The 13926-nt window shown below is 65.1% G+C and carries 9 protein-coding genes; 5 read left to right on the forward strand and 4 right to left on the reverse strand.

Features of this window, described 5'->3' with window-relative positions; translation table 11 throughout:
- The first annotated feature begins 81 nt into the window (after positions 1–81).
- A complete protein-coding gene (gene nrdE, locus BN3906_RS09960; RefSeq protein WP_066589748.1) occupies positions 82–2241 on the forward strand; it encodes a class 1b ribonucleoside-diphosphate reductase subunit alpha in 2160 nt (719 codons plus the stop codon).
- A gap of 183 nt (positions 2242–2424) precedes the next feature.
- Here nrdE and BN3906_RS09965 read toward each other — a convergent pair whose 3' ends face one another.
- Entirely contained in the window at positions 2425–2922 is a 498-nt protein-coding gene (locus BN3906_RS09965) for a ferritin (RefSeq protein WP_066589753.1), read from the reverse strand.
- 480 nt (positions 2923–3402) lie between these two features.
- Here BN3906_RS09965 and nrdF point away from each other — a divergent pair, with 480 nt between their 5' ends.
- The 4 genes from nrdF (at position 3403) to BN3906_RS09985 (ending at position 8685) form a co-directional block, all read left to right on the forward strand.
- The gene (gene nrdF / locus BN3906_RS09970) at positions 3403–4401 is read left to right on the forward strand and encodes a class 1b ribonucleoside-diphosphate reductase subunit beta (RefSeq protein ID WP_066587853.1); all 999 of its coding nucleotides are present in this window, start codon (positions 3403–3405) and stop codon (positions 4399–4401) included.
- 244 nt (positions 4402–4645) lie between these two features.
- On the forward strand, positions 4646–6346 hold the full coding sequence (ctaD, locus tag BN3906_RS09975; protein WP_066587855.1) for an aa3-type cytochrome oxidase subunit I: 1701 nt from the start codon (positions 4646–4648) through the stop codon (positions 6344–6346).
- 255 nt (positions 6347–6601) lie between these two features.
- Positions 6602–7825 carry a phosphoserine phosphatase SerB gene (serB, locus tag BN3906_RS09980; RefSeq protein WP_066589755.1) on the forward strand — a complete coding sequence of 408 codons (1224 nt, stop codon included), beginning with the start codon at positions 6602–6604 and terminating at the stop codon, positions 7823–7825.
- A gap of 98 nt (positions 7826–7923) precedes the next feature.
- A complete protein-coding gene (locus BN3906_RS09985) occupies positions 7924–8685 on the forward strand; it encodes a peptidyl-tRNA hydrolase (RefSeq protein WP_066589756.1) in 762 nt (253 codons plus the stop codon).
- A 50-nt stretch (positions 8686–8735) separates the two neighbouring features.
- On the opposite strand, the gene BN3906_RS09990 is transcribed toward BN3906_RS09985, so the two are convergent.
- The 3 genes from BN3906_RS09990 to BN3906_RS10000 form a co-directional block, all read right to left on the reverse strand.
- Positions 8736–10328 carry an AMP-binding protein gene (locus tag BN3906_RS09990; protein ID WP_066587857.1) on the reverse strand — a complete coding sequence of 531 codons (1593 nt, stop codon included), beginning with the start codon at positions 10326–10328 and terminating at the stop codon, positions 8736–8738.
- 66 nt (positions 10329–10394) lie between these two features.
- On the reverse strand, positions 10395–12599 hold the full coding sequence (locus tag BN3906_RS09995) for an ATP-dependent DNA helicase (protein ID WP_187119929.1): 2205 nt from the start codon (positions 12597–12599) through the stop codon (positions 10395–10397).
- Positions 12596–13924 (reverse strand): nicotinate phosphoribosyltransferase, encoded by a 1329-nt coding sequence (locus tag BN3906_RS10000; RefSeq protein ID WP_066587859.1) that lies wholly within the window; start codon positions 13922–13924, stop codon positions 12596–12598. The genes BN3906_RS09995 and BN3906_RS10000 overlap by 4 nt, the downstream gene beginning before the upstream one ends.
- Positions 13925–13926: the final 2 nt, after the last annotated feature.

Below are 13926 nucleotides of genomic sequence, written 5' to 3' on the forward strand. Positions count from 1 at the left end.
GTGGCGCCGCGGCGCGCCACACGGTAGTAATGAATCAATATGCGCCACACCATCGTCGGTGCGAATCTACAAGGGGACATGATGACGACTGATCTCGGTAAGACTGTCGCGGAGCCGGTGGACCGGGCTGACCAGCTGGACTACCACGCGTTGAATGCGATGCTGAACCTGTATGACGGTCAGGGCCGTATCCAGTTCGACAAGGACCGGGAGGCGGCGAACCAGTTTTTCCTGCAGCATGTGAACCGGAACACGGTGTATTTCCATGATCTGGAGGAGAAGCTGGGGTATCTGGTCGACAACGACTACTACGATGCTGCGGTGCTGGACCGGTATGATCCGGGGTTTGTCAAGGGGTTGTTCAAGCAGGCGTATGCGCACAAGTTCCGGTTCCGGACGTTTCTGGGGGCGTTCAAGTACTACACGTCGTACACGTTGAAGACGTTTGACGGCAGTCGGTACCTGGAGCGGTACGAGGACCGGGTGTGCATGGTGGCGTTGGGGTTGGCTGACGGTGACGAGGGGTTGGCGTCGCGGTTGGTCGACGAGATTATCGAGGGTCGGTTCCAGCCGGCGACGCCGACGTTTCTGAATGTGGGTAAGGCTCAGCGGGGTGAGCCGGTGAGTTGTTTCCTGTTGCGTATCGAGGACAACATGGAGTCGATCGGCAGGTCGATCAATTCGGCGTTGCAGTTGTCGAAGCGTGGGGGCGGGGTGGCGTTGCTGTTGAGTAACATCCGTGAGGTCGGTGCGCCGATCAAGCATATTGAGAATCAGTCGTCGGGTGTGATTCCGGTGATGAAGTTGCTGGAGGATTCGTTTTCTTATGCGAATCAGCTGGGGGCGCGGCAGGGTGCGGGTGCGGTGTATCTGCATGCGCATCATCCGGATATCATGCGTTTTCTTGACACGAAGCGGGAGAATGCGGACGAGAAGATCCGGATCAAGACGTTGTCGTTGGGTGTGGTGATTCCGGATGTGACGTTTGAGTTGGCGCGTCGTAATGATGACATGTACCTGTTTTCTCCGTATGATGTGGAGCGGGTGTACGGTCGTCCGTTTGCGGATGTGTCGGTGTCTGAGCATTATGATGAGATGGTGGAGGATCCGCGGATCCGGAAGTCGAAGATCAATGCCCGGCAGTTTTTCCAGACGTTGGCGGAGATTCAGTTCGAGTCGGGGTATCCGTACATCATGTTCGAGGATACGGTGAATCGTGCGAATCCGATCGAGGGTCGTGTGACGCATTCGAACCTGTGTTCCGAGATTTTGCAGGTGTCGACGCCGTCGGAGTTCAATGATGATTTGTCGTATGCTCGGGTGGGGGATGATATTTCGTGTAATCTGGGGTCGTTGAATATTGCTGCGGCCGTGGATTCCCCTGATTTTTCGTTGACGATTGAGACGGCGATTCGTGGGTTGACGGCGGTGTCCGACCAGACGTCGATTGATTCTGTGCCGTCGATTCGTCAGGGTAACGAGCGTTCTCATGCGATTGGTCTGGGTCAGATGAATCTGCATGGTTTCCTGGGGAGGGAGCATATTTTCTACGGGTCGGAGGAGGCTCTGGATTTCACGAACGCGTATTTTGCGGCGGTGATGTTCGAGTGTCTGCGGGCGTCGAATGTGCTGGCTCGTGAGCGGGGTGTGCGGTTCGGTGGGTTTGAGTCGTCGGAGTATGCGTCGGGTGCGTTTTTTGACCGGTATGATCCGGAGGAGTTTGCTCCGGTGACGGCGCGGGTGCGGGAGATTTTTGAGGGGTCGTCGATTCGTGTTCCGTCGGTGGGGGACTGGGCGGAGTTGCGGGCGTCGGTGATGGAGTTCGGTCTGTACAACCGGTATCTGCAGGCGGTGCCGCCGACGGGGTCGATTTCGTACATCAATAATTCGACGTCGTCGATTCATCCTATTGCGTCGAAGATTGAGATCAGGAAGGAGGGGAAGATCGGGCGGGTGTATTATCCGGCGCCTCATATGGACAATGATAATCTGGAGTTTTTCCAGGATGCGTATGAGATCGGGTATGAGAAGATTATTGACACGTATGCTGTGGCGACGAAGTATGTTGATCAGGGTCTGTCGTTGACGTTGTTTTTCACGGATGATGCGACGACGCGTGATATTAACCGTGCGCAGATTTATGCGTGGCGGAAGGGGATCAAGACGTTGTATTACATCCGGTTGCGGCAGACGGCGTTGACGGGCACTGAGGTGGAGGGGTGCGTGAGCTGCATGCTCTGACCCGTGTCACGGCACTGACCGGAGTGCAGACCGTGCCGCGGACCGCAGCAGTGGTCACAGTGCGGACTGTGGCACAGACCGTGCTGCGGAGTTCAGCGTCTGCGCCTGCCCGGGTGACATACAGCTGAAGGGCCCGGCGCAACCGTGACGGTTGCGCCGGGCCCTCCGTGGACCGGCCGGCTGCTAGGCCGAGGTGCGTGCACCGAGCTTGGCGTCGATGCGGAGGAGACCGGAACCGTCGTTGCCCACGACCTTGATCCAGTCGATGATGTCGTTGACGGTCGACTCTTCCTCGATCTGCTCCGCGAGGAAGAAGTTGATCAGGGACCGCGAATCGATGTCGCCGGTTTCATCGGCGACGCGGGCGAGGTCACGGATCATCGCGGACACCTTCTGCTCGTGGGCGAGAGCGGCCTCGAATGCGTCGAGCGGGGTCGCGATCTTCAGCGACGGCAGTTCGATGTCCGTCAGGTCGACACGTGCCTCACGGTCGAGAAGGTGGTCGGCGAACTTCTGTGCATGGGTCCGCTCCTCGTCTGCCTGGGCGCGGAACCAGTCCCGCATGCCGAGGAAGGACAGACGGTCCATCTCGTAGGACAGCTGGCTGTAGATGAGTGACGCCTGGTGCTCGGCGACGACCTGCTTGTTGACTGCTTCCTGGAACTTCTCGTTGATGCTCATACCGGCAACCATACTGATCGGATCATCCTCTATCTAGACCATTTAGCCTTACCATTGCTTATATGTGCAGGTAAACAGGCGTGTCTGACCTTAGTGAACTTTGGCTGCACTCTTGTGTGTGTCTACTAAAACATGCAGGTCATATAGGGTTTCTGTAGCTGTCGGGAGTGCCTGCCGGCAGTTCGGGACTCCGGCCCCTCGAAGGCAGGTATCGTTTACCTTGTTCGGGGCACCTCAAAACGGGGGTAGGGGTGTGTTCTGTGGCTACCGTGACGGGGAGGCGGAAGGTTTTCCGGCACTGCCCCCGACCCTTCTCCGGTGGGGTGCCGGGAAGGCTCTCGACAGTGTGACCGGGACCTCTGAGGCAGGTGGTGCAACCTGCCGTGGGCCGGGATGGAGATGGGGTACGGTGAGGGTTGTGCCGGGCCACGGGGGAGTACCGGGCCGGGCGGAGAATCCGCACTACAGCAGGAGAGCCGTATGACGACGTCGGGACAGATTACCACTCCGGTCCACCACCGGGCGGGAGGTCGGGTGACCGCAATCAACTGGAACACCATCGCCGATGAGAAAGACCTCGAGGTGTGGGACCGGTTGACCGGAAACTTCTGGCTTCCGGAGAAGGTGCCGCTGTCCAACGACATCAAGAGCTGGGGAACGCTGAGCGAGGCGGAGAAGCGGGCCACCATGAGAGTGTTCACCGGCCTGACGATGCTGGACACGATCCAGGGCACGGTGGGTGCGACCAGTCTCATCCCGGATGCCCTGACCCCGCACGAGGAGGCGGTCTACACCAACATCGCCTTCATGGAGTCGGTGCACGCGAAGTCCTACTCGTCGATCTTCATGACCCTGGCGTCCACCCCGGAGATCAACGACGCCTTCCGCTGGTCGGAGGAGAACCAGAATCTCCAGACCAAGGCGGACATCGTCCTGAACTTCTACCAGGGCGAGGATCCGCTGAAGAAGAAGATCGCCTCCACCCTGCTGGAGTCCTTCCTCTTCTACTCCGGCTTCTATCTGCCGATGTACTGGTCCTCGCACGCCAAGTTGACCAACACCGCCGACGTGATCAGGCTGATCATCCGCGACGAGGCGGTGCACGGGTACTACATCGGATACAAGTACCAGCGTGAGCTCGAGAAGGAGACCGAGGCGCGCCAGCAGGAGCTCAAGGACCACACGTTCGAGCTGCTGTTCGACCTCTACGACAACGAATGCCAGTACACCGAGGACCTCTACGACGACCTCGGGTGGACAGAGGATGTCAAGCGCTTTCTGCGGTACAACGCCAACAAGGCGCTGAACAATCTCGGATACGAAGGTCTGTTCCCGGCCGACGAAACCAGGGTTTCGCCGTCAATCATCTCCGCCCTGAACCCGGGTGGCGACGAAAACCATGACTTCTTCTCCGGATCGGGTTCGAGTTACGTCATCGGCAAGGCCGAGAACACCACCGACGACGACTGGGAGTTCTGAGGCCGGGGTGCCGGTGAGGGGGTACCGCCAGCTGCCCGTCAGGAGGTCACCACCCCCGATCGCGCAGCCCCGACCGGCCAGGGGGGTTCCGGCTATCAATATCAGGACGCACCTATTACCATGGGTTGCAGTCTGCGCTGGATGGGTCGGCGGAGGTGACGACTTCGCCGCCGAGCCACACACCGTGCAGTTCATTCAAAGGGAGCCGTCCCTACGAGCGGCTCCGCGTAGTCAGGAGGATTGAATGACCGCAGTAGCGCCTCGGGAAGACCATCCGGTCGCTCCCACACGGCCTGCTCCGCAAGGCGGGAAGTCCCTCAAGGGCAACCACGCCTGGAACATACTGACGACCACCGACCACAAGCAGCTCGGGATCATGTACATCATCATGTCCTTCTGCTTCTTCTTCATCGGCGGTCTCATGGCCCTGCTGATCCGCGTGGAGCTGTTCCACCCGGGCATGCAGTACCTGTCCAACGAGCAGTTCAACCAGCTGTTCACCATGCACGGCACGGTGATGCTCCTGCTGTACGGGACCCCGGTCGTGTGGGGTTTCGCGAACTACATCATGCCGTTGCAGATCGGCGCCCCTGACGTCGCCTTCCCCCGCCTCAACGCGCTGGGATTCTGGCTGACCACCTGGGGCGGCGTGCTCATGCTCTCCGGGTTCCTCACCCCCGGTGGCGCTGCCGACTTCGGCTGGACGATGTACATGCCCCTGGCGGACGCCATCCACAGCCCGGGGGTCGGTTCCAACCTGTGGATCCTCGGTGTCGGTGTCGGCGGTGTCGGCACCATCGCCTCGGCCATCAACATGATGACCACGATCCTGTGTCTGCGCGCCCCGGGTATGACCATGTTCCGGATGCCGGTCTTCACCTGGAACATTCTGGTCACCTCCCTGCTGGCCCTGCTGATCTTCCCGCTGCTCACCGCGGCAGCTCTCGGCGTCCTGTACGACAGGCTCCTGGGCGGTCACATCTACGACCCGGCCAACGGTGGTGCACTTCTCTGGCAGCACCTGTTCTGGTTCTTCGGCCACCCCGAGGTCTACGTCCTGGCACTGCCGTTCTTCGGAATCGTCTCGGAGATCTTCCCGGTGTTCAGCCGTAAGCCGATGTTCGGCTACGTCGGCCTGATCTTCGCCACCCTGTCGATCGCGGCCCTCTCCCTGGCAGTGTGGGCGCACCACATGTTCGTCACCGGTGCGGTACTGCTGCCGTTCTTCTCCTTCATGACCTTCCTCATCGCCGTGCCGACCGGTATCAAGTTCTTCAACTGGCTGGGCACGATGTGGAAGGGCCGGATCACCTTCGAGACCCCGATGATCTTCGCACTCGGGTTCTTCGCGACGTTCCTCTTCGGCGGCCTCACCGGCGTCATGCTGGCCTCCCCGGCACTGGACTTCCACCTGTCGGACACGTACTTCGTGGTCGCGCACTTCCACTACACCCTGTTCGGCACCATCGTGTTCGCCTCCTACGCCGGCGTCTACTTCTGGTTCCCGAAGATGACCGGCCGGATGCTGAACGAGAAGCTGGGCAAGATCCACTTCTGGCTGACGTTCATCGGTTTCCACACCACATTCCTGGTGCAGCACTGGCTCGGCAACATGGGCATGCCCCGGCGCTACGCCGACTACCTGGACTCGGACGGTTTCACCACCCTGAACCAGGTCTCGACCATCGGCGCACTGATCCTGGGTGTCTCGGTCCTGCCGTTCATCTGGAACGTGTTCAGCTCCTGGCGTTACGGCGAGGTCGTCACCGTCGACGACCCCTGGGGTTACGGAAACTCGCTGGAGTGGGCGACCTCCTGCCCGCCCCCGCGGCACAACTTCGACTCCCTGCCGAAGATCCGTTCCGAGCGGCCCGCCTTCGAGCTGCACTACCCGCACATGGTCACCCGGATGCGCGAGGAAGCGCACGTCGGACGGCACTTCTAGCCACCCGACAGTCTCCCGACCGGAAACGGGAGACAATACGACAGCCGTACCCCAGCTACGCGGGGTGCGGCTGTCGCCGTATCCGGCGCTGATGACACAATGGTTCCCGTGGACCACGCACAACAGACAGCACAGACCACCCTGCACAACACGACACCTGCCGGCGGGGGAGCCGGGACCGCGACCGGAACCGGCACCCCCGACGTCCCTGCCCCCGCAGACACGTCGAGACTCACTGTCACTCTCGCCGAAGGGCTGAGCCCCGCTGTCGTCACCGTCACCGGGCCGGACCGCCCGGGAGTGTCGGCACGATTCTTCCGGGCCCTCGCCGACCACGGCACCCAGCTGCTGGACGTCGAGCAGGCAGTCTTCCGGGGCAACCTCAACCTCGCCGCGTACATCGGGTACCGCCCCTCTGAAGGCAGGGAACTGCGCGCAGAACTGGACCGCGTGCTCGCCGGCACCGGTATGACCGTCACCGTCGACGCCGGCGGAGAGGTCCAGCAGGCCCGGCGTCGGTCCACACACACCGTGGTGGTCCTCGGAGACCCTGTCACCGCAGAACACATCTCCGCCATCGGTGGCGTACTCGCCGACCACGGAGCCAACATCGACCGTATCCGCGGCATCGCCGACTACCCCGTCACCGGGCTGGAACTCAAGGTCACGGTGGCGGATCCTGCACCCGGTGGTTCCGCGGAACTGAGGGAGGCTCTCGCAGAGGTCGCGCACAGCACCGGGGTGGACATCGCCATCCAGCGCGCCGGACTGGCCAACAAGGCCAAGAGACTGATCTGCTTCGATGTGGACTCCACCCTCATCCAGCAGGAGGTCATCGAACTCCTGGCAGCTCACGCCGGGCGGGAGAAGGAGGTTGCCGCGGTCACCGCGAGGGCGATGCGGGGCGAACTCGACTTCGCGGAGTCACTACACGAACGGGTGAAGGCACTCGCCGGACTCGACGCCTCGGTGATCGAGGAAGTGTCACGGGCTGTGCAGCTCACGCCGGGCGCGCGGACCACCATCCGGACCCTCAAGCGTCTCGGATACCGCACCGGCGCGGTATCCGGCGGATTCGTGCAGGTTCTCGAACCTCTCGCCCGGGAGCTCGGACTGGACTTCTACCGGGCCAACACCCTGGAGATCGTCGACGGAAAGCTCACCGGACGGGTCACCGGTCAGATCGTCGACCGGGACGTGAAGGCGGAGAGCCTCAAGGAGTTCGCCTGGTCCAACGGCATAGCCCTCAACCAGACCGTCGCTGTCGGAGACGGGGCGAATGACATCGCCATGCTGTCTGTGGCCGGCCTGGGCATCGCCTTCAACGCCAAGCCCGCTCTGCGGGAAGTGGCCGACGCCGCGGTCAACCACCCGTTCCTCGATGAGGTCCTGTTCATGCTGGGCATCTCCAGGGAGGAGATCGACTCCGCAGACCTGGAGGACGGCACCTACCGCAGGGTTCCCCTGGAGCACCGGTGAACGTGAACCCGGAGAACCTGCCGGCCGGAGACCCGTCCGGTCCGCAGGACGGTGAGGACGCCGCGGTGCGGCAGGCGCACATCCGGCTGTCCGGGATGATGGCGGAGGACCGTGACGGTGAGGATCCCACCGACCCGGACACCGTACAGGCCATGCCGGTGGTGATGGAGTTCCCCCGGTCACCCCTGCCGGACCGACGGGCACTTCTGGAAGCGGCAGCCACCGCATGCGTGGCCGTGTGCCTGGACCCGAGGGCCGGTGGCGAGGGTGACTTCGCGCAGGCCCTTCTCCGGTGGTACGGGGCACGGATACGCAAGATTGTGCGGCGTGCGCGGAACAGCAGATGGCTGGACGTCCAGGAACTGCCCGGGGTGACGGCATCCGTCCGGTCCCCGGAGGGCGGTGTCGCCAGTGCTCGTGCCTTCGTACCCTGCCCGGTGGGTAAGACACCGGCACCGGTGGCGAAGCTGCAGATCCAGGGGGCGGACCTCGAGCCGGGGCCCGGCTACGCCGAACACCCGGAGGAGGTGCTCTCCGGGGACACCGCCCCGGTGATCTACGTGGATGCTTCACTGGCCATGACCGTGGGGAAGGCCGCCGCCCAGGTGGGACACGGCTCGATGCTGCTGGCTGCGGCGATGGACACTGACTCGGCGGTGGACTGGGCGTCCCGGGGTTTCCCCCTGCACGTGTGTGAGGTGGACAGGTCCCGTTTCGCTGAGGTGCGCACGCTGGCGGAGAAGCGGGCGGCGGACGGTTCGGCGCGGGCGGCGGCCGTGGTACAGGACGCCGGATACACCGAGGTCGCGCCCGGGTCAGTGACAGTTGTGGCCCTGGAGCGAGACTGGGCCCGAGACTGAGCCCGGTGTCAGTCTGGCGCTGTCAGATTGGCGCTGTCAGGCCAGCGGTGTCACAACCTGGACCGGAGTTCCCTGCGCAGGATCTTCCCGGTCGCGGAGCGGGGGATCTCACTGATGAACGCGATCTCCCGGATCTTCTTGTAGGGTTCGACCCGCCCGGCCACGGCGTCCATCACCGCTGCGCCGATCTCCTGGTCTGTCCTGTTGTCGCCCTCTGCCGGGTGCTGGCGGACGATGAAGGCCTTCGGGATCTCTTCACCGCTGGTGGCGTCCACAGCTCCCACGACCGCGGCGTCCGCCACATCCGGCAGGGTGAGCAGCAGGGCCTCCAGCTCAGCGGGAGGTACCTGGTAGCCCTTGTACTTGATGAGTTCCTTGAGACGGTCGACGATGAAGACGTCACCGTGGCGGTCCTGCTGTGCGAGATCACCGGTGCGCAGCCACCCGTCACCGGGGAGGGCGTCGGCCGTGGCCGCGTCATTGTGCAGGTATCCTGCCATGACCTGCGGTCCGCGGACCCACAGTTCGCCGGCGGCGCTGAGAGCGTCATCTTCCGGCACCGGGATTTCCGCGAGAGTCTCCGGGTCGACGATCTTGTGTTCGGTGCCGGGAACCGGCCGGCCCACCGAACCCCGGGAGAGTGAGTCCGCGGTGTTGGTGTGGGTCACCGGGCTGGCTTCAGTCAACCCGTAACCCTGGTAGACCCGGATTCCGAGCCGCTGCTCCACCGCCCGTGCCAGTTCGTCGTCCAGCGGAGCCGCACCGCTGAACACCCCGCGCAGGGAGGACAGGTCGTGCCCGTCGACGGCGGGATGCTTGGCCAGGGCGACCGCCACCGGGGGTGCGATGAAGGTGAAGGTGATTCCGTGCTCCTCGTGGGCGGTGAGGAAGGTGTCCAGCTGGAACCGCGGTGAGGTCACCAGCTGTGCCCTGAGACGGACGGCGGCGTTGGCTAGGACGGTGAGCCCGTAGATGTGGAAGAACGGCAGAATCCCGTAGACCGTGTCCTCGGGGGTCACCACGCCCACGTTCTCGATCTGGGCGATGTTGGCGACCAGGTTCTCGTGGGTGAGCCGGACCCCCTTGGGAAGTCCGGTCGTCCCGGAGGAGTAGGGCAAGGCGGCCAGGTGGGTCGACGGATCGAAGGACACCGCCGGCGGTGTGTTCCTCTCCGCGTACATCTGTTTGAGCCCCTGTGAGGTGTCCAGCTGGATCAGCCGGTCGTCCGCGAGCCCTGCGAGACGGGCCGCCTCCTGCCCGCCGTCACCGAAACCGGCGATGGTGAGGAACAGGGACGCGCCCGAATCCTGCAGTTGGTGTGCGACGGTCTCCGGGGTGGACAGCAGGGCCACCGGTGTGAGTACCGCACCCAGGCGCCACACCGCGTGGGCGGCGACGATGAAAGCCTCGGAATTGGGGCACTGCAGGGCGACGACGTCCCCGGTGCGAACCCCGTAGCGGGCCAGCCAGCCGGCTGCGGCGTCGACATGGCTGCGCAGGGTCGCGAACGAGGATTCCGTGCCCTCGGCCAGGTCCACGACCGCGATCCGGTCCTCGTCCTCCGGGGCGAGTGAACCGTACAGGTACCCGTAGAGGTCGTCGGTGGGGACGGTGAAGTCGCTCTGTTCACTGGACACGGGCATGGGCATCTCCTGCGGACATTTCGGCGGTGCAATAACTACATTCCTGATCCTACGCGGGAGGTGTTCCTACGCGCGCAGCCGGCGCAGGGCCGCGCGGACCTTACCCCCGTCGGTGGTTGTCCAGAACGGGGGCATCGACGAGCGGAAGAACCGGCCGTAGCGCTTTGTCGCGAGCCGGGAGTCGAGGACCGCCACGACCCCACGGTCGTCGACTCCGCGGAGCAGACGGCCCGCACCCTGTGCCATGAGGAGAGCGGCGTGGGCGGCCGAGACCTCCATGAAGCCGTTGCGTCCGGCGGCGTCGGCGGCGTCCTTGCGGGCCTGCATCAGGGGATCGTCGGGGCGGGGGAAGGGGATACGGTCCATGACGACCAGTGACAGGGACGGCCCGGGGACGTCTACTCCCTGCCACAGGCCCAGCGTGCCGAAGAGGCAGGTCTCCGGTTCGGCACGGAATCGGTCGATGAGGGCGCCGAGGGTGTCGTCGCCCTGGAGGAGGATCTCGTAGGGGACCAGCGTGCGCAGTTCCGCAGCCGCCGCCTCGGCCGCCCGGCGTGAGGAGAAGAGTCCGAGGGTGCGTCCGCCGGCGGCGTTGACCAGCTGTGCCAGTTCATCTGCCGCTCCCGGTGACGGGCCTCCCCGGCCGGGCGGGTCAAGGTGCTGTGCCATGTAGAGGATGCCGTGGGTGGAGGCGTCGAAAGGAGTGCCGACGTCAAGGGTCCTGCACCCGGAGGCCGGGAGTCCCCAGGAGGCCAGCATGGCGGTGAAACGTCCGCCGAGGGCGAGGGTCGCCGAGGTGAGGACAACGGTGGCGTCGGAGAAGAGCCGGGTGCGCAGGAGGCCCGCGACACTCAGCGGAGCCACCCGCACGGTGCGGTGGTGGGGGTCGCCGCCGAGCCAGACGACGTCTTCGCCGAACCGGGTGGGGGACGCCGCGGAGCCGGTGCTTCTCCCGTCGTCGCCGACTGTGCCTGAATCTGTCCCTGACTCTGTGCCTGTCCCCGTGCCTGTCTCCGTGCCCGACGGCGCGGCCGGTGACGCGTCGAGGATGCGCACCACCGTGTCGTGCATCTCCTCGCACGCGGAAATGCAGTGGTACAGTTCAGCGGCTTTCTCGGCGTCCTTCCCGGTGCCGTCGGTTCCGCCCGTGCCGTAGCTGCTGTCTGTGCCGTCCCCTCCGGCGTACCCCGGACCAGCCGGACGTGACCCCTGCAGCCTGAACCTCAGGCCCCACAGGGCGTCCCGGAGCTGGATCAGCGGCTCGTGGAGGGACGCCGGGACGTGCTGCCACCGGCCTTCCGGGGCGTCACCGGCGTCCACCGCAGTCTCCACCGCAGTGGCCCACCGCTCGCCGACCTCTCCGAGGGAGTCGGCGCAGCCGTCCGGTCCTGCTTTCGCGCAGCGTCTGACCAGGGCGGCGACCGATCCCGCGGTGAGTTCCTCGGTGGCCACCGAGGTGATCCGCGACTCGAGTTCATGGGCCTCGTCGACGACCGCGACATCATGGGCGGGGAGTACGGACTGGTCCGCCATCGCGTCGATCGCAAGGAGGGCGTGGTTGGTCACCACGACATCGGCTTCAGCGGCGCGGGAACGGGCGGCCTCGGCGAAACACCTGTCACCGAAAGGGCAGCGGGTGGCCCCCACGCACTCCCTGCTCGTGACGCTGACCTGACGCCACACCCGGTCGGGTACCCCGCGGGGGAGCGAGTCACGGTCGCCCGTACCCTTCCCGGACTCCAGGATCTCCACCGCCCAGTCCCGCAGCCGTGCGACCTGGGCCCCGGTCTCCGTCACCTCCGCCTCGTCGAGCAGGGCGTCCGGGGCAGGCTCCTGCCCCGCAGGGTCTTCCGCGCCACCGATGCGGTTCAGGCAGAGGTAGTTGTTCCGGCCCTTGAGGATCGCGAAGGCAGGACGCTTCCCCAGCTTCCCGGCGAGGGCGTCGACGACCCGCGGAAGGTCACGGTCGACGAGCTGACGCTGCAGGGCGATCGTCGCCGTCGACACGACCACACGCCGACCCGAGCCCACCGCATGCGCCAGAGAGGGGACGAGATAGGCCAGTGACTTTCCGGTTCCCGTACCTGCCTGCACCGCAAGGTGGTGTTCGTCGTCGATGGCCCGGGCCACGGCGGCGGCCATGTCACGCTGGCCTTCACGACGGGCACCGCCGAGCGAATCGACGACATGGTCGAGCAGGTCGAGGACGCCGGGGGTGGCAGGGGCGTCTGTGGCGTCCGTGGCAGCCGTGGCGTCCGTGGCAGCGCTCACAGACCGATGAAGCGGACGGCCAGGGCAGGCTCGTCACGCGACAGTGCGAGCCCCTCCCAGGGCAGCGAGACAAGCTGGGCGGCCAGGTGCGCCCGGGACTCGGCGAGGGTGGGGAGGTCGTCGACCGGCTCACCGTCGCGCATGAGCGGCACCGTGAGCTGGACAGGGTGGAGCACACCGCCGAGGTCCGGGACGGGTTCACCGATCGGCCACGCGACCTCCTCGACGGCGGTGCCGGTGGACCGGCAGGCGCGCAGGGCCTGCTTGGCACCGCCGTGGGTGATCTTGCCGCGGCTGCGCTTGTGCACGGGAATGCCGTCGACCTCGACGAGTTTGTAGACCAGTCCGGCGGTGGGAGCGCCCGAACCGGTCACCACGGAAGTCCCGGCACCGTAGATGTCCACCGGTTCACTGCGCAGTGAGGCGATCGCGAACTCGTCGAGGTCGGAGGAGACGCAGATCTTCGTGTCATAGGCGCCGAGGGCGTCGAGCTGACGTCGGACCTGCCGTGCCATGACGCCGAGGTCACCCGAGTCGATCCGGACGCCGCCCAACTCCGTGCCCGCCACCTCGACGGCGTTGGCGACCCCCCGGGTGATGTCGTAGGTGTCCACGAGCAGGGTGGTGCCCACTCCCTGGGACTCGATCTGGGACCGGAACGCCGCCTTCTCGTCCGGCTGACCGTCGGGCCCGGTGTGAAGGAGGGTCCACGCGTGGGCGCTGGTGCCGCCGACGGGGATGCCGTACCGGGCGGCCGCCTCCAGGTTGGAGGTGGACACGAACCCTGCGAGGTAGGCTGCCCGGGCCGCGGAGACCGCGGCGTCCTCGTGGGTACGACGGGAACCCATCTCGATGATCGGCCGGCCCTCCGCGGCGGTGACCATGCGGGCGGCGGCGGAGGCGACCGCGGAATCGAAGTTGAGGATGGACAGCAGGACGGTCTCCAGGACCACGCATTCACCGAAGGTGCCGCGCACCGTGAGCACCGGCGACTGGGGGAAGTAGAGTTCGCCCTCGCGGTAGCCGTCGATATGCCCGGAGAACCGGAAGTTCTCCAGGTAGGTCCGGGTCGGGGTGTCGAGGAAAGGCATGCCGTCGAGCTGTTCGGCGGTGAACCGGAAGTTCAGCACCGCCTCGATGACCCTGGCGGTGCCGGCGACGACGCCGTAGCGACGCTCGTTGGGCAGTCTGCGGGTGAAGATCTCGAAAGCGCACCGGCGGTCGGCGGTGCCGTCGGCCAGGGCCGCCTTCAGCATCGTCAGCTCGTACATGTCGGTGAGCAGTGCGGTGGATCTGCTGTCGGAGCGTGGGGTGGATGCGGTCACAC

The sequence above is a fragment of the Corynebacterium provencense genome (assembly GCA_900049755.1).
Classification (GTDB): Bacteria; Actinomycetota; Actinomycetes; order Mycobacteriales; family Mycobacteriaceae; genus Corynebacterium; species Corynebacterium neomassiliense.